Origin of the sequence: Janthinobacterium sp. SUN073 (assembly GCF_030397665.1) — a bacterium.
In the GTDB taxonomy this organism is placed as follows: Bacteria; Pseudomonadota; Gammaproteobacteria; order Burkholderiales; family Burkholderiaceae_D; genus Janthinobacterium.
In genome coordinates this window covers 112,871-138,884 of record NZ_JAPUBT010000001.1, presented here as the reverse complement: position 1 = coordinate 138,884, position 26,014 = coordinate 112,871, and the positions used below count along the sequence as shown (strand labels likewise).

Genomic DNA, 26,014 nt, shown 5'->3' with positions numbered 1-26,014 from the left:
TGTTCCACCTCGGCCGGCGCCACAGACTCGCCGTGCCAGCGGCCTATACAAGGATAAGCGATGGATTCGCAGACAACACCCAACACCGCGCGGCGCAGCCGCCGTTCGAAAATCGTCGGCACGGTCATCGCGCTGGCCGTGATGGCTGCGCTGGGGGGCGGTGCCTGGTACCTGACCCACTCGGGCGCCAGCGCCCAGGGCGGCCCCGGCATGGGCGGCCCTGGCGGGCCAGGTGGCCCGGGCGGGCGCCGTGGCGGTCCATCGACCACCGTGGGCGTGGCCACGGCCGTGAAGTCCGACTTGCCCGTGGTGCTCGATGCGCTGGGCACGGTGACGGCCGCGTCCACCGTGACGGTGCGCCCGCAAGTGTCGGGCATTTTGAAGGAGCTGAAATTCAAGGAAGGCGGCATGGTCAAGGCGGGCCAGGTGGTCGCGCAGATCGACCCGGCGCAGTTCGAGATGGCGCTGATGCAGGCCACGGGCCAGCGCCAGCGCGATGAAGCGCAGCTGGAAAACGCGCGCCTGACCCTGAAGCGCTATCAAACCCTGCTGGGCCAGGATTCCATCGCGCGCCAGGATGTCGATACGCAGGCCGCATTGGTGAAACAGCTGGAAGGCACCGTCATGACGGACCGCGCCGCCGAAGGCACGGCCAGGCTGAACCTGGGTTATACAAAAGTGGTGTCGCCGATCAGCGGCCGCGCAGGCTTGAAAGTGGTCGATATCGGCAATCTGGTGAGCACCAGCGACGCGGGCGGCGTGGTGGTGGTGACGCAGCTGTCGCCCATCGACGTGCAGTTTTCCGTGCCTCAGGATAAAGTGCAGACCATCCAGGAGCGCTTGAATGCCGGCTCGGCCCTGGCAGCGCTGGCGCTGGATCGCACGCGCACGCACACGCTGGACAAGGGCGGCTTGAGCGCGCTGGACAACCAGGTCGACGTGCAGACGGGTACCGTGCGCGCCAAGGCCCGCTACGCGAACGACAAGATGGCCCTGTTCCCCAGCCAGTTCGTCAACGTGCGCCTGGAACTGGGCAATATCACGGGCGCCGTACTGGTGCCCGTCACGGCCCTGCGCCACAGTAACAACGGCGACTTCGTGTATGTGCTGAAAGCCGATAAAACCGTCACCGTGCGCATGGTCACGCGCGGTCAGGCCACCACCGACATGGTGGAAATTCGCGCCGGCCTGGAAGCGGGCGAACAAGTCATCACGGAAGGCGCCGACCGCCTGAAGGAAGGCGCGAAAGTCACGCTGGCGGGCGACAAGCCTGCCGGCGCGCGCGGTGCAGGCGCGGGCGGCGCAACGGGTGCGAACGGCGAACGCCGCCACCGCCGCCAGCAGGCTGAAGGCGCGGCCAGCGCATCGGCAGAGGCTTCCGCATCCGCGCCAGCCGCAGTGCCAGCTAGCGCGCCAGCGAAGGGCGCAGCGCAATGAGTCCATCGACTCCCTTCATCAAGCGCCCCGTCGCCACGGCGCTGCTGATGCTGGCCATCGTGCTGGCGGGGCTGGTCGGCTTCAAGTTCTTGCCGCTGGCCGCCTTGCCGCAGGTGGACTTCCCCACCATCCAGGTGCAGACCCTGTACCCGGGCGCCAGTCCCGAAGTCATGGGGCAGACCGTCACGGCGCCGCTGGAACGCCAGTTCGGGCAGATGTCGGGCCTGCAGCGCATGAGTTCCACCAGCGCGGCCGGCGTCTCCCTCATCACCCTGCAATTTACCCTGGGCCAGACGCTGGACGTGGCCGAGCAGGAAGTGCAGGCCGCCATCAACGCGGGCGGCTCGCTGCTGCCCACCGACTTGCCGGCGCCGCCCGTGTACGCGAAGATCAACCCGGCCGACGCGCCCGTGCTGACACTGGCGATTACCTCGGACACGATGCCGCTGACGCAGGTACAAAACATCGTCAACACGCGCCTGGCGCTGAAGATCAGCCAGGTCAATGGCGTGGGCCTGGTTTCGCTGTCGGGCGGCCAGCGTCCCGCCGTGCGCATCCAGGGCGACACCAAATTGCTGGCCTCGTACGGTCTGGGCCTCGACAGCCTGCGTACCGCCATCGCGGCGGCCAACGTCAACAGCGCGAAGGGCAGTTTCGATGGTCCCACGCGTTCGTTTACCATCAACGCCAACGATCAATTGGTGACGGCGGAAGACTACAAGCGCCTGATCATCACCTATAAGAACGGCGCGCCCGTGCGCCTGCTTGACGTGGCGAATGTCGTCGACAGCGCGGAAAACACGCGCCTGGGCGCCTGGTCAGGCAAGCGGCCGGCCATCATCCTGAACGTGCAGCGCCAGCCCGGCGCCAACGTCATCAAGACGGTCGACGCCATCAAGGCCCTGCTGCCGGACTTGCAGGCCAGCCTGCCGGCGGCCATGAAGCTCGATGTGCTGAGCGACCGCACCACGGGCATCCGCGCTTCCGTCGAACACGTGGAAATGGAACTGTTATTGTCCGTGCTGCTGGTGGTGCTGGTGATCTTCGCCTTCCTGCACAGCATGCGCGCCACCGTGATCGCCAGCCTGTCCGTGCCCATTTCCCTGATCGGCGCCTGCGGCGTCATGTATTTGCTCGGCTACAGCCTGAACAACCTCTCCTTGATGGCCTTGACGATCGCCACGGGTTTTGTCGTCGATGACGCCATCGTCATGATCGAAAATATCGCCCGCTACATCGAAGAGGGCGAAACGCCGATGGCGGCCGCCCTGAAGGGCGCGTCGCAGATCGGCTTTACCATCATCTCGCTGACGGTCTCGCTGATCGCCGTGCTGATTCCCCTGCTGTTCATGGGCGACGTGGTGGGCCGCTTGTTCCGCGAATTTGCCATGACCCTGGCCATCACGATTTTGATTTCCGCCGTCGTCTCGCTGACCCTGGTGCCGATGATGTCGGCGCGCTGGCTGAAGAGCCACGCCGATGAAAAAGTCAGCGCCACGGGCCAGCGCATCCAGGCCTTCCTCGACAAGGTGATCGTGCAATACGACCATGCGCTGGTGTGGGTCTTGAAACGCCAGGGACTGACCTTGCTGGTAGCCCTGGCCACCTTGCTGCTGACCGTCATCCTGTACATCACCATCCCGAAAGGCCTGTTCCCCACGCAGGACACGGGCCAGCTGCAGGCGCGCATCGAAACCTCGCAAGCCGTCTCGTACGAACGCATGGCCACCTTGCAGCAGGCCGCCGCCAGCGCGTTGCTGGAAGACCCCGCTGTCGATACCTTGAGTTCCCTCGTGGGCGTGGATGCGGCCAACAACACCATGCTGCATACGGGTAGCATGCTGATCAATCTCAAGCGTCCGCGCAGCGGCAGCCAGGATGAGATCATGGAACGCCTGCGCAACCGCGTGGCCAAGGTGGCTGGCGTGACGCTGTATCTGCAGCCGACGCAGGATCTGACCATCGATGCGGAGTCGGGCCCGACGCAGTACCGCGTCTCGCTGGAAGGGGCCGATACGGCCACCGTCACCGAGTGGGCCGGCAAGCTGGCGGCGCGCATGCGCGAGCAATCGCAGTTGCGCAACGTCGTCACGGACGCGGGCGCCACGGGCGCCGCCGTCACGGTGGCCATCGACCGCGACAGTGCCGCGCGCATGTCGGTGACCACGGCCACCGTCGACGACGCCTTATATAACGCCTTCGGCCAGCGCATCATCTCGACCATTTTCACGGAAACCAACCAGTACCGTGTGATCCTCGAAGCGCAGCCTGGCATCGTCACCACGCCGGCCGATCTGGCGGAACTGCAGGTGCGCACGGGTTCCGGCAAGTCGACGCCGCTGTCCGCGTTTGCCAGCGTCAGTGAAAAACAGGCGCCGCTGCAAATCACGCACGTGGCGCAATACCCCGCCACGACGCTGGGTTTCGATACGACGCAAGGCGTGGCGCTGGGCAGCGCCGTCGACGCCATCCGCCAGGCGGCGAAAGACATCGCCTTGCCGCCATCGGTGACATTGACGTTCCTCGGCGCGGCAGGCGCGTATGAAAATTCGCTGTCGAACCAGCTGTGGCTGATCCTGGCCGCCGTCGTCTGCGTGTATATCGTGCTGGGCGTGCTGTACGAAAGCTACATCCACCCGCTGACGATTCTGTCGACCTTGCCGTCGGCCGGCGTGGGCGCCTTGCTGGCGCTGATGATCTCCGGGCAGGACCTGGGCGTGATCGGCATCATCGGCATCATCCTCTTGATCGGCATCGTCAAGAAGAACGCCATCATGATGATCGACTTTGCCATCGAGGCCGAACGCGATGAAGGAAAGAGTCCGCAGGAAGCCATCCACCAGGCGGCGCTGCTGCGTTTCCGCCCGATCCTGATGACCACCCTGGCGGCCCTGTTCGCGGCCGTGCCGCTGATGCTGGGCTGGGGCGAGGGCGCCGAGTTGCGCCGTCCGCTGGGCCTGGCCATCTTCGGCGGCCTGATCGTCAGCCAGGTGCTGACCCTGTTTACCACGCCCGTCATCTACCTGGGCTTCGACCGCCTGGGCCAGCGTTTCGCGCCAAAGTCGCGGGGCGTGAGCCTGGACAAACCGGCCAATAACGCGGGGAGCGCCGCGTGAACCTGTCCGAACCGTTCGTCAAGCGCCCCATCGCCACCGTGCTGCTGACCATCGGCATCGCGCTGGCGGGCATCGGCGCCTTCTTCGTGCTGCCCGTCTCGCCGCTGCCGCAGGTCGACTATCCGACCATTTCCGTCAGCGCCAGCTTGCCCGGCGCCAGCCCCGCGACCATGGCCACCTCGGTGGCCACGCCGCTGGAGCGGCGCCTGGGCGTGATCTCGGGCGTGAACGAGATGACGTCGTCGTCGGGCACGGGTTCGGCGCGCATCAACCTGCAGTTCGACCTGAACCGCAAGATCGATTCGGCCGCGCGCGAAGTGCAGGCGGCCATTGCCGCCGCGCGCGTGGACTTGCCGGCCACCTTGCGCAGCAACCCCACCTACCGCAAGGCCAATCCATCCGACGCGCCCGTGATCATCCTGGCGCTGACCTCGAAAACGCGCACGCCGGGCCAGATCTACGATGCCGTGTCGAACCTGGTGCAGCAGAAGGTGGCACAGGTCAAAGGCGTGGGCGACGTGGAACTGGGCGGCGGCTCGCTGCCGGCCGTGCGCGTGGAATTGCTGCCCTATCAGCTCAATCACTATGCCGTGTCGATGGAAGACGTGCGCGCAGCCATCCAGGCCAGCAACGCCAACCGTCCCAAGGGGGCGATCTCCGGCGACGCGCGCAGCCTGCAAATCTATTCGGGCGCGGCGACGGCTTCGGGCGGGCGCTCAGCAAACGACTACCGCAGCCTGGTCGTGGCCTGGCGCGACGGCGCCGCCATCCGCCTCGACGACGTGGCCGACGTGGTCGACGGCGTGGAGAACAATAATACCCTGGGCCTGTTCAATGGCGACCCGGCCGTCATCGTGCTGATCACGCGCCAGCCGGGCGCCAACGTCATCGCCACGGTCGATGGCGTGCGCGCGCTGCTGCCGCAGCTGCAGGCGCAGCTGCCCGGCGACATCAAGCTGCAGGTGGCGTCCGATAGCACCAACTCCATCCGCTCGTCCCTGCACGAGATCGAATTCACGCTGATCCTGTCCATCGTGCTCGTCGTGCTGGTGGTCAGCGCCTTTTTGCGCAGCGTGCGCGCCACCATCATCCCGGCTGTCGCCACCATCGTTTCCTTGCTGGGCACCTTTGGCGTGATGTACATGCTGGGCTTTTCCCTGAACAACCTGTCGCTGATGGCGCTGACGGTGGCCACCGGCTTTGTCGTCGACGACGCCATCGTGGTGCTGGAAAACACGCAGCGCCACATCGAGGCCGGCATGGACCGTTTCAAGGCGGCCCTGCTGGGCGCGCGCGAAGTGGGTTTTACGGTACTGTCGATCAGCCTGTCGCTGGTGGCCGTCTTCATTCCGCTGCTGTTCATGGGCGGGCAGGTGGGGCGGCTGTTCCGCGAATTTGCCGTCACCTTGTCGGCTGCCGTGATGATTTCGCTGGTCATTTCTTTGACCACCACGCCGATGATGTGCGCCTGGCTGCTGAAAAGCGGCCAGCAGCACAAGCCGCCCGGCCTGGTCGCGCGCTGGTTCGAACGCGGTTTCGAGCGCATGCTGACAGTGTATGAACACTGCCTGGACTGGGCCCTGTCCAGCGCCGCTCTCGTGATGACGATCCTCGTGTTCGTCGTCGGCCTGAACGTGTATCTGTTCGCGGCCGCGCCCAAGGGCTTTTTCCCACAGCAGGACACGGGCCAGATCAATGGCGGCATGCGCGCCGATCAGAGCATCTCGTTCCAGGCCATGCAGAGTAAATTGCGCCAGCTGGTCGACATCATCAAGGACGATCCCGCCGTCGCCACCGTCGTGGGGTTCACTGGCGGCGGACGGGCAGGGGGCGGCTTCATGTTCATCGATCTGAAACCGGCCTCGCAGCGCACCGACAAGGGCCAGGCCGTGATCGCCCGTTTGCGCCCGCAGCTGGCCAAGGTGACGGGCATTTCGCTGTTCCTCAATCCCGTGCAGGATTTGCGCATGGGCGGGCGTTCCAGCAATTCGACGTACCAGTACACCCTGATCAGCGACAACCAGGCGGACCTGAAAAAATGGGCGGCGAAACTGGCCGACCAGATGAAGCTGCAGCCGGCCCTGATCGACGTCGACACGGACCAGGCGGAAAACGGCGTGGAAACCTTTGTCTCCATCGACAAGGACCGCGCCACGCAGCTGGGCGTACAGGTGCGCGACATCGACAATGCGCTGTACAACAGCTTCGGCCAGCGCCAGGTGGCGACCATCTACGATGAGCTGAATCAGTACCACGTGATCATGGAAGTGGCGCCGCGCTATGCGCAAAGCCCGGAAGCACTGCGCTCGGTGTATGTGCCGGCCTCCAACGCGGCCGGTGTCAGCACGACCACCAGCGTAGTCACTTCAGCCGTCACCGCGACGACGTCGAACACGACGGCGGCGCGCGATCCGTCCAGCGGCTCGGCCCTGTCCACGACCCTGGCGCACATGGTGCCGCTGTCCTCGTTCAGCAGCTTTGCGGAAAGCTCCACGGCCACGTCCATCAACCACCAGGGCGGGGAGCTGGCCACCACCGTGTCGTTCAACCTGGCCGACGGCTATCCGCTCAGCGACGGGCAGGCGGCCGTGGCCCAGGCGGAGTCGGAAATCGGCATGCCGGTGAATGTGCGCGGCAGCTTCCAGGGTTCGGCCAAGAGTGCGCAGGACAGCAACAAGGAGCAGCCGCTGCTGATCCTGGCGGCCATCGTGGTGATCTACATCGTGCTGGGCATCCTGTACGAAAGCCTGATCCACCCGATTACCGTGCTGTCGACTTTGCCGTCGGCCGGCGTGGGCGCCGTGCTGGCCTTGCTGCTGTTCCGCATGGAGTTTTCCATCATCGCCCTGATCGGCGTGTTCCTGTTGATCGGTATCGTCAAGAAAAATGCTATATTGATCATCGACTTCGCGCTGGAGGCCGAGCGTTCGCGCGGCTTGACAGCGGTGGAAGCGGTGCGCGAGGCATGTTTGCTGCGTTTCCGCCCCATTCTGATGACCACCCTGGCGGCGGCGCTTGGCGCCTTGCCGCTGGCGATCGGTTTCGGCGAGGGGTCGGAGCTACGCCAGCCCTTGGGGGTCGCCATCATCGGCGGCCTGATTGCCAGCCAGTTACTCACATTGCTGACCACCCCGGTGGTCTACATCCTGCTCGACAAGCTGCGCACGCGCGGCGCCGACGAGCAGCAATTGAGCCGCATTCCTGGGCCAGATAACCCGAGCACACAATCATGAAGCAAGTAAAACCTATCGTATCGACCGTCCCCGCACGCCACTTGCTGGCGCTGGCGGCTGCTGTTCTGCTGGCCGGCTGCGCCGTCAGTCCCGCGTATGAAACGCCGGCGGCCGCCGCGCCGCAAACGTTCAAGGAGGCGGCCGGCTGGCAGCCTGCCGCGCCGGCCGACACCCTGGAACGGGGTCCGTGGTGGACCCTGTTCGGCGATGCGCAGCTGAACCAGCTGGCCGACAGCATCGACATATCGAACCAGAATGTGGCCGCTGCCATCGCCGCGTACGAGCAGGCGCGCGCGCTGGTGCGCGAACAGCGCGCCTCGCTGTTCCCGACCGTGAACCTGACGGGCAGCGGCGCCCGCTCCGGCGGCGGGGGCGAGCAGCAGACGAACAACAACTTCAAGGCCGCCATCGGCGCCTCGTGGGAGCCGGACATTTGGGGCCGCCTGCGCGCGGGCGTATCGGGCGCCGACGCCAGTGCCGCAGCCAGCGCGGCGGACCTGGCAGCGGCGCGCCTGTCGGCGCAGGGCGAGCTGGCCATCAATTATTTTTCGCTGCGCCAGAGCGATGCGCAGATCGCGCTGCTGAACGCCACCATCGATGGCTACAAGCGCGTGCTCGAGATCACCGGCAACCGCTTCAACTCCGGCATCGCCGCCAGGTCCGACCTGCTGCAGGCGCAGACGCAGCTGGCCAATGCGCAGATCGATCTGTCCAGCCAGACGCGTGCCCGCGCGCAGCTGGAACACGCGATTGCCATCCTGTTGGGGAAGGCGCCGTCCGACTTCAGCCTGGCCGTGGCGCCGTGGACCCTGACCGTGCCCGAGGTGCCGCTGGGCGTGCCGTCGACCCTGCTGCAGCGCCGTCCCGACATCGCGGCCGCCGAGCGCAGGGTGGCCGTGGCCAACGAGCAGATCGGCATCGCCCGCTCCGCCTACTATCCGAGCCTGAACCTGACGGGTTCCTACGGTTCCGGCGCCAGCCGTGTCGGTGACCTGTTCAATGCTTCGTCGAGCCTGTGGTCGCTGGGCGTGTCGGCCGCGCAAACCCTGTTCAACGCGGGCGCCACCACGGCCAGCGTGGACGCGGCCAGGGCGGGGCATGCGGCGGCCGTGGCGCGCTACCGCCAGACGGTATTGAGTGCCTTTGGCGCCGTGGAAGACCAGTTGTCGGCCACGCGCGCGCTGGCCGAGCAGCTGGCCTTGCGCCAGCAGGCGTCGTCCGCCGCCGACCAGGTGGAGCAGCAGATGCTGAACCGTTACAACGCGGGCCAGGTCGGCTACACGGACGTGGTGACGGCGCAAGTGACGGCCCTGTCGGCGCGCCGTTCGCTGGTGCAGGCGCAGGCGGACCGCCAGACGACGGCCGTGGCCCTGATCCAGTCGCTGGGCGGCGGCTGGCATACGCCGCAGGCACAGTAGGGGGACGGGCTGGCGCAGGCTGAAAAACCTGCGCCAAATTCGCGTTTTGCCGTGCGCCTTGGGTGCTAGAATGCAAGATTATTCATCCGCCAGCCTGGCGCACGTGCCGTGGCTGCATTCTTGCCGACGATGACACGCAGCAAACACAGCAAAGCTCCAGCGCCTGAGGTGGCCGCCATCGATTTCCCCGTGGTGGCCATCGGCGCGTCGGCCGGTGGTCTCGACCCGATTATCGCTTTCCTGACGCATGTGTCGCCACAGAGCGGCATCGCCTATGTGGTGATCCAGCACCTGGATCCCACGCAAAAAGCCATGTTGCCGGAACTGCTGCAGCGCGCCACCAGCATCCCCGTCACAGAAATCACGCAGCGCGCCGCACTGCAGCCGAACCATATCTATGTGATCCCGTCCAATGCGGACCTGGGCCTGTCCAAGGGACACTTTGTGCTCAGCGAGCCGCTGCAGCTGCGTGGCCACCGCCTGCCCATCAATGCTTTCTTCGAAAGCCTGGCGGCCGAGCTGGGCGAACTGGCCGTGGGCGTGATTCTGTCCGGCATGGGCAGCGATGGCACGCGCGGCTTGCAGGCCATCAAGCAGGCCGGTGGCCTGACCCTGGCCCAGCATCCCGATACGGCCAAGTTCGACATGATGCCGCAAAGCGCGATTTCCGCCGACGCGGTGGACCTCGTCGATTTTCCCGACAAGATGCCGGAAAAGATCGTCAGTTACCTGTTTCGCAGCAGCTTTCTGGCGTTGCCGGGCAAGGAGCCGAGCGGACGCAATGCATTGCAGGAAATTGTCGCCTTGCTGTCCGAACATACGGGCAACAGTTTTTCAGACTACAAGATCAATACGGTGCTGCGCCGCATCGAGCGCCGCATGAGCTTGTACCAGATGACGTCGATGGAAGAGTACATTCCCTATCTGCGTAACAATCCTGCGGAAATCGACCTGCTGTTCAAGGAATTGCTGATCGGCGTGACGAATTTTTTCCGCGACGCGAAGGTGTGGGAGTACCTGAAGATGGTGGTTTTGCCGCAAATGCTGGCGGCCCACCCGGACGGGCGCGCTTTCAAGGCCTGGATACCGGCCTGTTCCACGGGCGAGGAAGCCTATTCGCTGGCCATGGTGTTCCATGAAGTGGTGGCCAGCAGCAACCCGCCGTCGAAATACAGCCTGCAGATTTTTGCCACCGACCTGTCGGCCGACGCCATCGACCGCGCGCGCCAGGGCCGTTTTCCATCAACGATCAGCAGCGAAGTGTCGACCGAGCGCCTGGAACGGTTTTTCTTGCAGGACAAGAACGACTACCTGGTCAGGAAAGAGATCCGCAACATGATCATCTTTGCCCAGCAAAACATCATTTCCGATCCACCGTTCACCAAGCTCGATATCCTGTGCTGCCGCAATCTGTTGATTTACCTCAATGCCAAGCTGCAACAGCGTTTGATTCCCCTGTTTCATTACGCCTTGAACCGCGATGGCGTTTTACTGTTGGGCAGTGCCGACACGCCGGGACATTTTTCCGAGCTGTTCGCGCCGCTGACCACATCGACCCGGCTGTACCGGCGCCTCGACAACCTGGCTCGCCAGCGCTTGCTGACGTACTTTCCCACGAAGGTGTCGTCGGCCACTCCTCCTCCCCCCAGCGACACGAGAGACGTCAGCATGCCCGGAAAAATCCAGTCCCATGTCGAGCAATTATTGCTCCAGAAATATTCGCCTGCGGCCGTGCTGCTGAACCAGGAGGGGGATATCCTGTACATCAACGGCCGCACGGGCGCCTTCCTGGAACCGGCGGCAGGCAAGGCCAACTGGAATATTCACGCGATGGCGCGCGAGGGCTTGCGCTACGAGCTGGCGGGCCTGATCACGCAGGCGCTGCAAAGCGACAGCCTGGTACGCCTGACAGGCCTGGTGTTCAAGGATCAAGCCGGACAGGCGCAGGGCGTGGACCTGACGGCGGAAGCCTTGCGCCAGCCCGAAGCGCTCTGCGGCATGGTCTTCGTCACGTTTGCCAGCGTGCCGCTGGCGGCGACGCCGCGCCGGGGCCGCTCGGCGAGCCCCAAGATGCTGGAGCTGGAGCAGCAGCTGATCCAGGCGCGCAATGAAATCCAGGCCGTGCGCGACGAAATGCAGACCTCGCGCGAAGAGCTCAAATCGGCCAACGAGGAATTGCAGTCGACCAATGAGGAACTGCAATCGGCGAACGAAGAGCTGACCACGTCGAAGGAAGAAATGCAGTCGTTGAACGAAGAACTGTACACGGTCAATGCGGAGCTGCAATCGAAGGTCGACGATTTGTCGCTCGTCAACAGCGACATGAAAAACCTGCTCAATAGTACCGATATCGCCACCATTTTCCTCGACAGCGAGCTGCGCATCCGCCGCTTCACGGCGCCGGCCACGCAAATCTACAAGCTGATCCAGACGGACTTGCGCCGCCCGCTCAGCGACATCGTCAACGACCTCGATTATCCGGGCCTGGAAGACGATGCGCTGGAAGTGATCCGCAGCCTGGTGTTTTGCGAGCGGCAAGTGGAAACCAAGACGGGACGCTGGTACAACGTGCGCATCATGCCGTACCGTACGGTGGAAAATGTGATCGATGGCGTGGTGGTGACCTTCATCAACATTACGGAATCGAAACTGCTGGAAGCCCAGTTGCGGCAAATCCAGTCCGGCGCCGCGGCAGACGGGAAAGCGGGAGAGAGCGCATCATGAGCGAACCATTCGACGCCGGGGGCGGGCCGGCCAAGTTGCGAGAGCAGGCCGAGCAATTGGCGGCGCAGCAGCGCCAGTCCGTAGCGCCGCCGCAGTCGAATGAAGAGGTGATGCGCCAGCTGCATGAGTTGCAGGTCAGCCAGATCGAGCTGGAAATGCAGAGTGCGGCCCTGGCCGAGCTGGAACAACTGAAGAATGAGTTTGAAAGCAGCCGCGACCGTTATGCGCAGCTGTATGAACAGGCGCCCGTCAGCTATTTTTCGCTGGCGCGCGAGGGCGTCATCACGCGTGTCAATGTGGCGGCCTGCGGCTTGTTGCAGCGCGACAAGAACCAGCTGCTGGGGCGGCGTTTCGAGCAATTCGTCGCGCCGCAGGCGCAGGGCGGCTTCCGCCGCTTCCTCGATGCCGTCTTTACCAGCGGCGCGCGCCAGGTGCTCGAAGCGCAACTGTTCGAAGGCGAAGCGGGCGGCATGGGCGGCATGGTGCGCATCGAGGCCAATTTCGACGCGGCCAGCGCCACGGCGCGCATGCTGGTGACGGACCTGGGCGACGAGCATGCGCGCGAATCGGCCTTGCGGCGCGCCTTCGTCATCCTCAACAGCATACGCGAAGGCGTGCTGGTGACGGACAGCGCCAACCGCATCATTTCCGTCAATCCCGCCTTCACCGCCATCACCGGTTACCAGGCGGAGGAAGCCATCGGGCGCGATCCGTCCTTCCTCGGCGGCGGCACGCATTTGCCGCATTTTTATGCAGCCATGTGGCGTAGCCTGCACCAGGATGGCAGCTGGTATGGCGAACTGGTGAACCGGCGCAAGAATGGCGAGCGCTTCGTCGAGTCGCTGTCGATCACACCCATGCGCAGCCAGGATGGCAGCATCAGCCACTTTGTCGGCGTGTTTTCCGATATCACGGAGCGCAAGCTGGCCGAAGCGGACTTGCGCGAACTGCACCGCGAACTGGACCAGCGCGTCATCGACCGTACGGCCGAGTTGCTGCGCGCCAACCAGCATCTGCAGCTGGAAGTGCAGCAGCGCGAGCGGGCACAGGAAGCCTTGCGCGATGCCGAGCGCTTCTTTCACGCCACCATCGATTCGCTGACGGACCGGGTGCTGGTGCTGGACCAGGCGGGCAGCGTCGTGCATGCCAACCAGGCGTGCCTGGCCTTCGTCGGGCACACGCCACGGCCGCTGCAGTACCTGGAATTCTGCGAGACGGACCCGCGCTGGCAGCGCAGCGCCGGACGCGAGCTGTCCGCCGGCATCCGCGCCGTGATTGCGGGCACGGCCGACACGTTTGCGCTCGAGTATGAATTTGCCACGCGCTCAGGCCCCCGCTGGTCGCAGGCCAGGATCAGCCGTTTCCTCGGCGAAGGGCCGCTGCGCGTGGTGGTGGCGCACACGGACATTACCGAGCGCAAGTTGATGGATAGCGCGTTGCGCCAGTCGCATGCGCAGCTGCGCCAGTTGGCGCTGCACCTGGAAACGGCCAAGGAAGACGAGCGCAAGCGCATTTCGCGCGATATCCACGATGAACTGGGGCAAAACCTGCTGGCGCTGCGCATCGATATTTCCATGCTCAGCGCGCGCACGGAAGGTTCCCATCCGCGCCTGCACCGCCGCGTTGGTGCCGTGCTCAGCAATGTCGACACCACCATCAAGAGCGTGCGTGGCATCATGAACGAGCTGCGTCCGATGGCGCTGGACCTGGGCTTGCAGGCTGCCATCGAATGGCAGGTGGGCGACTTCCGCAAGCGCAGCGGCGTCGCTTGCCGCCTGCTGATACGCGACGAGGCCCTGTTTGCCGCCATCGGCAGCCAGGTCGAGATCGTGCTGTTCCGCATCGTGCAGGAAGCGCTCAGCAACGTCATGCGCCATGCCCAGGCCAGCCAGGTCGAGATCGAGCTCAGTTCGGATGCCTGCGCCGTGTATGTGGTCATCAGCGACAACGGCATCGGCATCACGCCGCAACAGCAGCGCAAGAAGCAGTGCTTTGGCCTGATCGGCATTGCCGAGCGCGTGACGGCGCTGGGCGGCCACTTCGAGGTGGGCATGCCGGCCTCGGGCGCCGGTTGCCGTTTGTCCCTGCAGATTCCCTTGCCGGGAGCGGGGCGGCCGGCCGCCTGATACAGAAATTGCAATGCGTTAATTTTTGCCGACTCAGGCCCCTGTGACAGGCTATACTTTCGCCTGCTATTTATGGAGGGGCATATCTTGTTCAAAACAATCGTTTTACCAGTCGCCTTGTTGGGCGCGTTCGCCGGCGCACACGCCGACGAAGGGCAGTGGCAACCACACCAGCTGCCACAGCTGAAAGCCGACCTGAAACGGGTCGGCATCGAAATACCTGCGGAAAAACTGGCCGACCTGAGCAAGCATCCGATGAGCGCCATCGTCTCGCTGGGCGGCTGCTCGGCCGCTTTCGTCTCCGACGCGGGCCTGGTGGTGACGAACCACCATTGCGCGTATGGCGCCGTGCAGCGCAATTCCACGCCGGAACACAATTACATTACCAACGGCTTCCTGGCCAAGACGCGCGCTGGCGAGCTGCCGGGCGGTCCGAACAGCCTCGTGTATGTGACCGACAAGGTCGAGAACGTCAGCGAGCGCGTGCTGAAAGGCTTGACGGCCGACATGACGGGTCGCGCGCGCCACGAAGCGGTGGAAAAGCGCGTCAAGGACTTGATCGCCGAATGCGAAACGGACAAGATGTACCGCTGCTCCGTGCCCGCCTTCCACCGCGGCCTCGAGTACTATCGCATCCGCCAGATGATGATACGCGACGTGCGCCTGGTGTACGCGCCATCGGACAAGATCGGCAACTTCGGCGGCGACATCGACAACTACGAATGGCCGCGCCACACGGGCGACTACTCGTTCCTGCGCGCCTACGTGGGCAAGGATGGCCGTCCGGCCGACCCGTCGCCCGACAACGTGCCGTATAAATCGAAGGACTTCCTGGTGGTCTCGGCCGAAGGCTTGAAAGCCGGCGATGGCATTTTGCTGGCGGGCTACCCCGGCCGCACCAGCCGCTACAAGCTGCCGGCGGAAATCCGCTTCGCGCGCGATACGGCTTTCCCCCTGAAAGTATCCGAACTGCAAGCGGACCTGGCCGTGATGGCCGATGCGACGCAGGGTGACGCCGCCTCCGCCGTGCGCTATGCCAGCGTGGTGAAAAGCATCAACAACGTGCTGAAGAAAACCCAGGGCTTGCTCGACGGTTTTGCGCGCAAGGACATCGCCGCCATCAAGGACGTGCAGGATGCCGAATTCCGCGCCTGGTACGCCAAGCAGCCGAATGTGTCGGCTACCCTGCTGGCCGAACTGGACGCGGCGATCGCCAGCGACATGGCCCTCAGTGAAGAAGAGTTCGCCTGGTCCGTGGCCACCAACAGCGACTTGCTGAAAAGCGCGCGCACCGTCTACCGTTTGTCGCTGGAGCGCCAGAAAGCGGACGCCGAGCGCGAATCGGGCTTCCAGCAGCGCGACCTGGCCTTCATCAAGGCCCGGTTGGCGCGCCTGGAACAGTCGTATGTCAACCAGGTCGACCAGGCGCGTTTTGCGGCGGGCCTGAAGCGTTACGCGCAACTGGCGGCGAAGAGCCATCCGCAAGGCCTGGACGCGCTGCTGCCGGCGCCAGCGGCCGTGCCGGCCCTGTACCAGCAGACGCAACTGGCTGACACGGCCAAGCGCCTGGCCTGGCTGGAAAAGGACCAGGCCGCCGTGGCCCGCTCCGACGACGCCTTCATGCAGCTGGCCGTCAAGCTGCAGCCAGTGGAACTGGCGCTGGAAGAGCGCCGCAAGGAAATCGACGGCAACCTGGAGCGCGTGATTCCGCAATACATGCAAGCGGTGATCGCCTGGAAAAAGTCGCAAGGCAAGCCGGTGTATCCTGACGCCAACTCGACCCTGCGCGTTACCTACGGCACGGTATCGCCGTACTCGCCGCGCGATGGCATCACCAAGGGACCGTTCACGACCGTGGAAGGCATCGTCGAGAAAGTCACGGGCAAGGCCCCGTTCGAAGCGCCGCAAGGCTTGATCGACGCCGTCAAGCAAAAACGCTACGGCCAGTTCCACGACCCCGTGCTGGGCACGGTGCCAGTCAACTTCCTGACCAGCGCCGACACCACGGGCGGCAATTCCGGCTCGGCCGTGATGAACAAGCGTGGCGAACTGATCGGCCTGAACTTCGATTCGACGTATGAGTCGATCACCAAGGACTGGTACTTCGACACGGCCATCACGCGCGCCATCCATCTCGACATCCGCTACATGCTGTGGGTGATGAAGGAAGTGGACCACGCGGATAATTTGCTCCAGGAAATGACGATCAAGTATCCGAAAGCTGCCAAGAAGTAATTTTCGACGCTAAACAAGCCGCATCCGCCGTAAGGCCGATGCGGCTTTTTTACGTATGGGCAACTAGTTTGAGTTCCATCAATATGCCAGCGTTCACCATGGTTAGCATGGGCCTGGGGAACAAGTTTGAAGGGGGCAACATGAATGATGGCGAGCTGGCAGCCGATCTGGCGCGCCTTTTCGGAGCGAGCTGGAGAACCCAGGACAGCCGCTTGCTGCGCATGGAATTTCCGCGCGACGATGGCCCACCCGATACTGCGCTGCTGGTCAACAGTTTGCGGGCACACGAGGAAATGTCACGCGACTTCCGCTTCGACGTCGAACTGCTGTCCGACAATCTCCACGTTCCCCTGAGAGCGATGATGGGACGCATGGTCACGATTTCGATGGTGCGCGATGACGGCAGCTTGCGCCATTTTAATGGTTACGTCGGCGAATTTCGCTTGTTACGCAGCGATGGCGGTTTCGCGTTCTACCAGATGGTGCTGCAACCCTGGCTGGCGTTTTCCAGGCTGCGCATGGACAACGTCTCGTTCCACGAACGCACGGTCATCGATATCAGCGAAACGACCTTCGATCATTATTTGCAGCGCGACTGGCAAAACCGGCTGCATGAGGAAAAAGCGATATTAAGCTGCGCCAACCAGCATAATGAAACCGATTACAATCATCTGCACCGGCGCTGGGAAGACCAAGGTATTCATTACTGGTATGAACATCGCGCCGACGGTCATACGCTCTGTTTGGGCGACAATACCTGGCTGAGCGACAGCATCGATCCTGGCGACGGCGATGCCAGCGTAGCCGACGAGATGATGTTTCGCAGCGGCGCGGGCTCGCAGGAGGGCGACGGCATACGCGATTGGCAGGCAATACGGAAGATCGCTTCAGGCTCGCTCACGCTGGCCAGCTTCAACTACAAGCAGCCGTATGCCAGCCGCGCCAGCGGCTATGCGCTGCACCAGCAGGGCGACGTGTTTGCCCATGAACTGTATCAAAACACCGGCTATGGCTATGCCGACATGGGCGACGGCGAAGCGCTGGCGCAACGCCGCCTGGAGGGGCATAACTGCCAGGCGCAATACTTCGAAGCTGGCGGCAATCACCGCTGCGCCCAGGCCGGGCGCAGTTTCACGCTGGGCGGACACTTCAGCGGCAAGCAAGCCATGCCGGCCAGAGGTGAAGCGGCGCGCCCGGACATCGGCTCGCGCGAATACCTGATCCTGTCGGTCGATCATATCGCCAGCAACAATTACCAGGCAGGGATGGGCGCGAAGTCGCATTATGAAAACCGTTTCAGCTGCATCCGCAAGAGCATCCGCTGGTATCCGGGGCGGCAGTTCAACAGCACGCCTTGTGCCTTGCCCGGCGTGCAGACGGCGATCGTCACCGGGCCGGCAGGCGAAACCATCCATACCGACGCGCTGGGCCGGGTGAAGGTGCAATTTCACTGGGACCGGCTGGGCAAGTTCGACGCGGGCAGTTCGCCATGGATCCGGGTCATGACGCCATGGGCGGGCCAGGCGTTCGGCCAGATCGCGTTGCCGCGCATCGGCCAGGAAGTGCTGATCCAGTTTCTCGACGGCAATATCGACCGTCCCGTCATCGTAGGTGCGGTGTACAACGGCAAGCATGCGCCGCCGTGGAATTTGCCGGGGCAACGCGTACTGGGCGGCTGGCGCAGCGCCGAGCTGATGCCTGGCGGCGGCTACGGCGTGCGCGGCAACCAGTTGGTACTCGACGACACGCACCAGCACATCCAGGCGCAACTGAAAAGCGATCATCAGCACAGCCAATTGTCGCTCGGCTGCATCAGCCGCATCGAAGACGCCAGCGGGCGCAAGGATGCGCGTGGCGAAGGCTGGGAACTGGCGTCAGACGCCTGGGGCGTGGCGCGCGCCGGTCGCGGCATGTTGCTGACCACCGAAGCGCGCCCTGGCGCCGCCTCGCATATCAAGAGCATGGATGAAACCTTGCGCCGGTTGGCCGAGGCTGCTGAGCGGCACAAGGCGTTTGCCGCCCTGGCGCAGCATTACGGCGCGCAAGAAAGCGCCGCCCAGCAGGGTGCCGCCGCCGATGTGCTCAATGCCCAGCATGCCGCGATCAAGGGCGGTGCCGGCAGTGGCGAAAACGCATTTCCCGAACTATCGAAGCCACATCTGGTGCTGGCCAGTCCGGCCGGTATCGAAACGACGAGCGCGCAATCGACGCACATCGCCAGCGCCGAGCACACGGCGCTGACGACCGGGCGCGACCTGTCGCTGGCGGCCGGCGGCGGCCTGTTCGCCAGCATCGGCGCAGCGCTGCGCCTGTTCGTCCACAAGGCGGGCATGAAACTGATCGCCGCAGCTGGCCCGGTGCAGATTGCGGCGCAAACCGATGCGGTCGATATCGTCGCCAACAAGGTTCTGGAATTGATCAGCCAGGCTGACTGGGTGAATATTCGCGGCCGCAAAGGCGTGCGCCTGCATGGCGCCGATTGCATGCTTGAAATTAGCGACAAGGTACAGTTTTTTACCGCGTCGCCGACGCTGTTTCATGGAAACCTGGAACCGCTGGCGCCCAAGAACCGGCCGCAACCGGAGCTGGAACCGCCCATCGCGCCGGTAGCGGGGCAATTGCAGCATACGATACAGGCCCATGCGGATGGCGGCCTGTACGCCAATGTGCCGTACACGCTGTACAACGGGGAGACCGAAGTCGAGCAAGGCCTGACCGACGAATTCGGCCGCATCCTGATCGCGCACCAGGACGGCACGCCGCGCTACCGTGTCGTCCTTGGCAATGGCGAAGAGTTTTCATTGCAAGCGAGCGCACGCTTCGACCCGAACGCGGCGCCGGACGGCGAACACAAGCTGTCGAACCGCGGTTTGCGCGCGTTTGACGACACCGCCGATGGCCGCGGGGTTCAATGATTCACGACACTGACGGGAGAGCGCCATGCCGGAATCGAGCGGTCGCATCGAAACTACCCATATCGACGAAGTCGGACGCACTGCGACGAGTGCGCTCCAGTGGCTGCTGGAAAACCGCAACCTGAAGGGCAAGGCCAGCCACCCGATCACGCACAACAACAAGCTGACGCTGTTCATTTGCGGACAGGAGGGGTTCGCCGACATCGCCGCCGAGATCGCCAGGGCTAAACATTCGATCGACCTGTGCTGCTGGGGCTTCGACCCGGGCATGGAACTGGTGCGCGGCAACAGCGCCACCTGGCCGCGTGGCGACACGTTTGGCGACTTGCTGATCGACGCCACCTCGCGGCGTCACCTCAGGGTGCGCCTGCTGATCTGGTATGACCGGATCGGTTCGCCGATAGCGCGTACTATGCCGGGTTATTCGCACGGCACCTCGCCATGGAAAACCGGTGGACAGCGCTTTGAGAACATCAGCGCAAAAGCCAGCCTGGCGATGTTGCAGGAGGCAGTCAGGAAAAAACTTGTTTTAAGCAGTGCTTTCAGGGGCGATATCGTCCGGCCCGAGGATATCCCGATGCTGGCGCGTGAAGAATATTGCCACAGCTGGTATGCGGCCGCGCTCCATGGCTTGTTGGGGCGCCTGGAGATTCGCTTGCGGCACGGCGACAGCACCGCGATCAGCAAGAGTATCGCGTCGGAAATAAGCCAGCCGCACGGCTTGACGATGGGGGAAATCGAAAAACCTGGCATGCAATACCTGGGCACGCACCACCAGAAGCCGGTCCTGATCGATTTCGACCACGAAGAGGGGGCGAAGGCCGTCGGTTACGTGATGGGACTGAACTCGGTGACCGATTATTGGGACACGACGGCCCATCTGCTCGACGATACGCGCCGCGAACAGGGCGGCGTCAACGAGCGGCGCGAGTGTTTGCAGGGAATGGCCGCGGACGGCGGGTTCGCCACGCTGAAACCGTACCAGGATTACGCCTGCCGCATCGACGGCGGCCGTGCGCTCATCGCGCTGTACAACAATTTCGTGAAGGCATGGGACCGCGCTATCGACGACCGCACGCGTTCGGCTTCCACCGACTGTGTTAGCTGGGAGTTGCCATGTGGCAGCCCACCGGCGCGGCTGTTGCGCAAGGCCGAACCGGACGACTCCACCGTGCAGATCGTCCTGACCCAGCCCGAGGAACAAGACAAGACGATCAAGGAAACCTATTTTCGCGCGGTGACCCAGGCCAGCCTGGCGGCCGGCTACCTGTATGTGGAAAACCAGTATTTCCAGTATGAAGAATGGGCCCGGCACTTGCTGGCCGAGCGCAAGAAGGTGGTCGCCGCCTGGAAGGCCGGAAGCCTGAAAGCGGGCAAGACCATGCGTGATATGCCGATCATGCACGTGTTCATCGTCATCCCGGTGCCCGAACGGGCGCAGATGGTGCCGCGCACCCACGACACGCTGGCGGCGCTGGGGCAGCACGCTGGCATGACGGGCCAAAACACCATGATCGACGACTACAACAAGCGACCGAAAACCCGGCGTGTCAGAGGCGGATTCGGCATCACCAACGAGGTTGAAGTCAAATTGCCCGATGTGGTGCGGCACGCCAACGGCATCAATAAACCCGGCGTGATGACGCTCGAGAGCGAATTCGGGCTGAAGGTATCGGTGGCCATGCTCAATGTCAGCGCGTTTGACAATGACCGCTGGCGCTACCGTGAAATCTACATCCATTCCAAATTGATGCTGGTCGACGACGTGTTCATGACCTTGGGCAGCGCCAACCTGAACCAGCGCAGCATGGCCGTCGACAGCGAAATCAATATCGCCACCATCGACCGCCGCGTGGCCAGTGATTTGCGCAAGCGGGTGTGGCGCATGCATAGCGGGGGATTGGTCGATGGAGGGGGGGGGGACGAAGGCGGAGATTGTGTCGGCGTTCGGGAAATGGGTTGAATTGATGGGAGAAAATCGCGGCAGGAAAAAATCTGATTCTGCAAGTGCGGACCACAAGAAAATGACCGGATTTTTGCTTCCCTTGGAAGATAACCGTAGTTCAACGTTACGTTTGGGTTGAGCATGAAGAAGTATAAAAATTTCCCCCTTCCCCTGTCATTTTTTATCACGGCAGTTATCCTGAGTTTCTCTTTAGGCGCCTGCAAAATGTCGAACGACACGAAAGAAGTCTTGCCACGCAACCAAAGCCTGCCACTTTTCAATCCGCATGTCGCGGATTTTATCTGTGAAACCGAGGCGAGCAAGGTGCCACCCATCGATGCGCAAGCGGAGGACTGGTTTCTCGAAGCGCGCGCCATGGAAGACCCTGAAATTTTCGTGGAAGACCGCGATTACAAAAAAATCGTTGATCTGACGCGTCAAGCGGCAGAGCGATTGCACTGGAAGGCGATGCTCAATCTGGCCAGCTTGTATGTGGAAGGGCGCGATCCCTTGCATGGCGAGGAAGAAGCGGTGCAACTGGTTGAAAAGGCGATGCGACTCGGGATACCGGCGGCGTATGACCGGATGGGAACGTATTATGCGAATGGCACGGGTGTCAACGGCGACATCACGCGTGCCTATGCCTTCTGGCAAAAGGCAGCACAGATGGGTAATCCTCAAGCGATGGATTTTTTGTCAGATAAACTAAATGTGGGTCCTGCAAATGAAGGTGCAGGGTATTGGGCTAATATTCCTGTTGCAATAAAAATGATGGAATGTGCATTTTCACAAGGGTACGGACCAGTTGCATATAATTTATCTTACATGTATGCCTCCCCGAGAATGGCCTCAGGGAGAGTTAGCGGGCCGCGTACGCCAGAAACTAAAGCACTTGCTCTTAAAGTTCTACATGAGGGAGTAGCATTCGGCTGCGAAAAGTGCGCAAACAAACTGGAGATTGAGTTCGGAGATCCATTTAATCTTGCAACCATGTTGGCTCCTTACATTGATAAAGCGAGAGCGGAACGTTACGGCGTACTTAATCGTGAACTGGGATTCAATCCCAATGCGCGCTTTCCTAATCTGGACAAGGTATTGCCACTGCCCCCCGCCGATCTGCCGCCCTGGAATGGCGACAGGGATACCTTGCTGCATGCCGCCATGGGCGTGCGCCCACCGCCAGCCATCCCGAAGCCAAGCGCCGCCTCGCTTTCAAAAGAGCCATATTTCCTGGCCGCCGACTATGCGCTGCATCCCACCGGCGTGCACAGCGACGCGCCGACCGCGCCATTTTCCGCATACTGGCAACCCGCCGGTGGGCATGGTGTGACGGAACCGGCCCGGCTGTTGCGCAAAGGCGAAGAGTTCCGCCATTTCAGCGTGCTCGATGCCGCTGGCAAGAGCCGTTATGGCCCCGTGACGTGGGAACAGTGCCTGACGATACGGCATAACCATGGGGCAGTGGAACCGCGCGCGGTGCACGGCTTGCTGCGCGAGGTGGCGCGGCCCGAGCCATGGTTGAGCTGTGCTTGCGGGCAAGCCTGTCCGGTCAGCGGCGTCTGGCAACCGTGGGTAGCGGCCGACCATCCGCTGCAGGCCATCGTCAACCAGTACTGGCGCCAGGCCTGGCTGACCCAAGGCGCGCCGTTCCCGCGACCACGCCGCGACTGGCTGCTCGATTTGCCTGACGACGAGGTGACGTGGCATTTGATGGATGTATCTCTTCCTGATATCGGATAGGGCGGCGCGGCAGCGATGGAGCACACAATGTATAGGAATCAATACGCATCGCTTATCGTCCTGTGCTGCCTGTTTGCATGCAAAATGCCAAACGACAAAGTCCTGCCACGGAACCAAAGCCTGCCACTTTTCAATCCGCATGTCGCGGATTTTATCTGTGAAACTGAGGCGAGCAAGGTGCCGCCCATCGATGCGCAAGCGGAGGACTGGTTTCTCGAAGCACGCGTCTTGGAAGATCCTGAAATTTTCGTGGAAGACCGCGATTATAAAAAAATCGCCGATCTGACGCGTCAAGCGGCAGAGCGGTTGCACTGGAAGGCGATGCTCAATCTGGCCAGCTTGTATGTGGAAGGGCGCGATCCCTTGCATGGAGAGGAAGAAGCGGTGCAACTGGTGGAAAAGGCGATGCGGCTGGGCATACCTGCGGCTTATGACCGAATGGGGACGTATTATGCGAATAGCACCGGCGTTGACGGCGACATCACTCGCGCTTATGCCTTCTGGCAAAAGGCGGCGCAAATGGGCAACCCCCAAGCGCTGGGTTTTTTAGGAGAAAAACTAACCGCAGGAAAAGACTATCCTGGTGCCGAAATGTGGGGTAATATTCCAGTGGCAATCAAGATGATGGAGTGCGCGCTGGGGCAGGGATATGGCCCGTCCGCATATGATTTATCTTATTTATATGTTGTATTAAGAACGCCTGACGGCACGTCTGATGGGGAAAGAACAACTGAAACCAAAGAACGTGCTTTGCAAGTATTACATACCGGAGTAAGGCTGGGCTGCGAGAAATGCGCAAACAAACTCACGATTGAATTCGGCGATCCGTTTGATCTTGCAAATATGCTGGTTCCGTATATTGATAAGGCGCGAGCGGAACGTTACGGCGTACTTAGTCGTGCCCTCGGCTTCAACCCCAATCGCCGCTTCCCCAACCTCGATAAAATCTTGCCATTGCCACCGGCCGATCTGCCGCCCTGGGATGGTCAACGAAAGAGCTTGCTCGACGCCGCCATGGGTGTCCGCCCGCCGCCAGCCATCCCGCAGGCAAGCGCCGCCTCGCTGTTACAAAAACCGTATTTCCTGGCAGCCGACTATGCGCTGCGTCCCACCGGCTTGCACAGCGATGCGCCGACTGCGCCATTTTCCGCATACTGGCAACCCGCCGCTGGGCAAGGTTTGACGGAGCCGGCCCGGCTGTTTCGCAAAGGCGAAGAGTTCCGCCATTTCAGCGTGCTCGATACCGCTGGCAAGAGCCGTTACGGCGCGGTGACGTGGGAGCAGTGCCTGACGATACGGCACAACCATGGGGCAGTGGAACCGCGCGCGGTGCACGGCTTGCTGCGTGAGGTGGCGCGGCCCGAGCCATGGTTGAGCTGTGCTTGCGGACAAGCCTGTCCGGTCAGCGGCGTCTGGCAACCGTGGGTAGCGGCCGACCATCCGCTGCAGGCCATCGTCAACCAGTACTGGCGCCAGGCCTGGCTGACCCAGGGCGCGCCGTTCCCGCGACCACGCCGCGACTGGCTGCTCGATTTGCCTGACGACGAGGTGACGTGGCATTTGATGGATAGGTCCCTTCCTGAAATCGGATAGGGCGGCGCACCAGGCGCGGACTTTCCAGCAGCACAAAGATGAAGGAAAATTGATCGGCATGTAAGGTATCCAGGCCAATCGGGCATACACTATGCGCGGGATCCATGGACTTCACGCAGCTAAAAAAGTGATGAAAATGAAAGTTGTCAGGCTGTTTGCCATTCTCGCTATCTTGCTGGCGCTGCCTGGCCAGGCGCTCGGCGAATCGCTCAAGATTGCCACCATTCTCGGCCCACCATGGGGATTCATGGGGCATGACGGCCAGCCCACCGGCATGATGTACGAAATCGGCAATCGCATCGCGGAAGTTGCCGGGCTGCGCTATACCAATTCCCTTGTCCCTTATCCCAGAACCGCCGCCGATATTGAAAACGGGAGCGCCGACATGACCATACGCTTCGGCAACGATCAAATGACGCGCGGCGCCGTGCCGGCAGGCGTCGTCGTGTCCATGCCTGTCATCCTCGTGGGCCCATCGGGCAAGCACTACAGCAAGCTGAGCGAATTGCGCGGCAAGACCGTCGGCGTGGTACGCACCAGCAAGTATGTGGAGCAATTTGACACCGACAATGCGATCCAGAAGTATCCCGTCAATGACTATGTCACCATGGCAAAAATGTTGGCAAAGCGACGTTTGGACGCGGGAGTGGGATCCAGTCTGGGCCTGTTTTACGGCGCGTACATGGCCGGCGTGAAACCGGAAGACATAGGTGTTCCGCTCGTCCTGGGTAGCAACGATTTCATTTTGTTTGTTTCCAAGAAAACCGCAAAGCCGGAAACGACTCGGGCACTGAGACAGGCGCTCGATAAGCTCTCGGCTAGCGGCGAGATCAAACAGATCATGAGCAAGTACAGCAAGTCCTTCAGTCTGCCACAGAGATAAACCGTCCCCAGGCGCCCATGCGAGCACGGCACACGTGCTGCCGTCTGCCGCACGGGCAGTGCCACGTATAATTGCTTTTACCATTTACCGCTATTCTTTTTCGACAGGCCCCCATGCCCCAGACTCCCGATTTGCCGCCGGATTGGCACGCATTTGAAACGGCCTATGACGTTGAAGCAACCTGGTTCAGGCTGGCCAGCGCCTCGCTGGTGCTGCTGGGCGCGTCCGCTTTCAAGGATCAGGCATTTACAGCCTTTGCCTTCAACGCCGTATCGTTCCCCTCCCTTTCGCTGAGCTTTGACACCGCTCCCGATAACCGGCAGCGCGCTGACTATCCTCCGGACTGGTCGAACGAGTGCATGGAAGCCGATGTGCCGGAAATCGGCCAGCTGTGGGAGGAGGGGTATGCAAGGATCGAAGGCGCGCTGAGCGAGCTGATCGACGCTGCCAATGACGAATTGCTCTGCGCCATCGAAGAGGGCTATCTGCACAGTCTCAGGAAAACCATGGTGCGGCTGGAAGCGAGCCGTGCTTTCGAGCAGATCAAGACGTGCGCGCGATTCTGGACCGTGGTCACGCAAATCGATGCCGATACGGATGAAGAGGAGCGCCTGCTCGAGCAAGTGCGCCAGGGCCTTCTGGCGTGAGC

13 protein-coding genes are annotated in these 26,014 nt (G+C 62.5%); all 13 read left to right on the top strand.

Annotation, left to right across the window (positions count from 1 at the left end; translation table 11 throughout):
* The first annotated feature begins 60 nt into the window (after window positions 1-60).
* On the top strand, window positions 61-1,437 hold the full coding sequence (locus O0882_RS00665) for an efflux RND transporter periplasmic adaptor subunit (protein WP_289944485.1): 1,377 nt from the start codon (window positions 61-63) through the stop codon (window positions 1,435-1,437).
* Window positions 1,434-4,553, top strand: coding sequence for an efflux RND transporter permease subunit (locus tag O0882_RS00660; RefSeq protein ID WP_289944484.1), 3,120 nt, complete (start codon window positions 1,434-1,436; stop codon window positions 4,551-4,553). Before O0882_RS00665 ends, O0882_RS00660 begins: the two co-directional genes overlap by 4 nt.
* Entirely contained in the window at window positions 4,550-7,786 is a 3,237-nt protein-coding gene (locus O0882_RS00655; protein ID WP_289944481.1) for an efflux RND transporter permease subunit, read from the top strand. The genes O0882_RS00660 and O0882_RS00655 overlap by 4 nt, the downstream gene beginning before the upstream one ends.
* Window positions 7,783-9,204 carry an efflux transporter outer membrane subunit gene (locus O0882_RS00650; protein ID WP_289944479.1) on the top strand — a complete coding sequence of 474 codons (1,422 nt, stop codon included), beginning with the start codon at window positions 7,783-7,785 and terminating at the stop codon, window positions 9,202-9,204. Before O0882_RS00655 ends, O0882_RS00650 begins: the two co-directional genes overlap by 4 nt.
* A gap of 129 nt (window positions 9,205-9,333) precedes the next feature.
* Window positions 9,334-11,928, top strand: coding sequence for a chemotaxis protein CheB (locus O0882_RS00645; RefSeq protein ID WP_289944476.1), 2,595 nt, complete (start codon window positions 9,334-9,336; stop codon window positions 11,926-11,928).
* On the top strand, window positions 11,925-14,054 hold the full coding sequence (locus O0882_RS00640) for a PAS domain S-box protein (protein ID WP_289944474.1): 2,130 nt from the start codon (window positions 11,925-11,927) through the stop codon (window positions 14,052-14,054). The genes O0882_RS00645 and O0882_RS00640 overlap by 4 nt, the downstream gene beginning before the upstream one ends.
* A gap of 87 nt (window positions 14,055-14,141) precedes the next feature.
* The gene (locus O0882_RS00635; RefSeq protein ID WP_354670235.1) at window positions 14,142-16,289 is read left to right on the top strand and encodes a S46 family peptidase; all 2,148 of its coding nucleotides are present in this window, start codon (window positions 14,142-14,144) and stop codon (window positions 16,287-16,289) included.
* A gap of 140 nt (window positions 16,290-16,429) precedes the next feature.
* Entirely contained in the window at window positions 16,430-19,204 is a 2,775-nt protein-coding gene (gene tssI / locus O0882_RS00630; protein WP_289944470.1) for a type VI secretion system Vgr family protein, read from the top strand.
* Window positions 19,205-19,229: 25 nt separating this feature from the next.
* Complete coding sequence (locus O0882_RS00625) at window positions 19,230-21,167, top strand: phospholipase D-like domain-containing protein (protein WP_289944468.1); 1,938 nt, start codon at window positions 19,230-19,232, stop codon at window positions 21,165-21,167.
* Window positions 21,168-21,290: 123 nt separating this feature from the next.
* Window positions 21,291-22,889, top strand: coding sequence for a tetratricopeptide repeat protein (locus tag O0882_RS00620; RefSeq protein ID WP_289944467.1), 1,599 nt, complete (start codon window positions 21,291-21,293; stop codon window positions 22,887-22,889).
* 27 nt (window positions 22,890-22,916) lie between these two features.
* A complete protein-coding gene (locus O0882_RS00615; RefSeq protein WP_289944464.1) occupies window positions 22,917-24,482 on the top strand; it encodes a tetratricopeptide repeat protein in 1,566 nt (521 codons plus the stop codon).
* A 130-nt stretch (window positions 24,483-24,612) separates the two neighbouring features.
* Window positions 24,613-25,365, top strand: coding sequence for a transporter substrate-binding domain-containing protein (locus tag O0882_RS00610; protein ID WP_289944462.1), 753 nt, complete (start codon window positions 24,613-24,615; stop codon window positions 25,363-25,365).
* 113 nt (window positions 25,366-25,478) lie between these two features.
* Complete coding sequence (locus tag O0882_RS00605; RefSeq protein ID WP_289944461.1) at window positions 25,479-26,012, top strand: hypothetical protein; 534 nt, start codon at window positions 25,479-25,481, stop codon at window positions 26,010-26,012.
* The last annotated feature ends 2 nt before the right edge of the window (window positions 26,013-26,014 follow it).

Coding starts and splice junctions, on each gene's coding strand:
- O0882_RS00665 (WP_289944485.1), top strand. CDS start 61: ATGGATTCGCAGACAACACCCAACACCGCGCGGCGCAGCCGCCGTTCG.
- tssI (WP_289944470.1), top strand. CDS start 16,430: ATGAATGATGGCGAGCTGGCAGCCGATCTGGCGCGCCTTTTCGGAGCG.
- O0882_RS00615 (WP_289944464.1), top strand. CDS start 22,917: ATGTATAGGAATCAATACGCATCGCTTATCGTCCTGTGCTGCCTGTTT.
- O0882_RS00605 (WP_289944461.1), top strand. CDS start 25,479: ATGCCCCAGACTCCCGATTTGCCGCCGGATTGGCACGCATTTGAAACG.
- O0882_RS00620 (WP_289944467.1), top strand. CDS start 21,291: ATGAAGAAGTATAAAAATTTCCCCCTTCCCCTGTCATTTTTTATCACG.
- O0882_RS00625 (WP_289944468.1), top strand. CDS start 19,230: ATGCCGGAATCGAGCGGTCGCATCGAAACTACCCATATCGACGAAGTC.
- O0882_RS00640 (WP_289944474.1), top strand. CDS start 11,925: ATGAGCGAACCATTCGACGCCGGGGGCGGGCCGGCCAAGTTGCGAGAG.
- O0882_RS00660 (WP_289944484.1), top strand. CDS start 1,434: ATGAGTCCATCGACTCCCTTCATCAAGCGCCCCGTCGCCACGGCGCTG.
- O0882_RS00650 (WP_289944479.1), top strand. CDS start 7,783: ATGAAGCAAGTAAAACCTATCGTATCGACCGTCCCCGCACGCCACTTG.
- O0882_RS00645 (WP_289944476.1), top strand. CDS start 9,334: ATGACACGCAGCAAACACAGCAAAGCTCCAGCGCCTGAGGTGGCCGCC.
- O0882_RS00610 (WP_289944462.1), top strand. CDS start 24,613: ATGAAAATGAAAGTTGTCAGGCTGTTTGCCATTCTCGCTATCTTGCTG.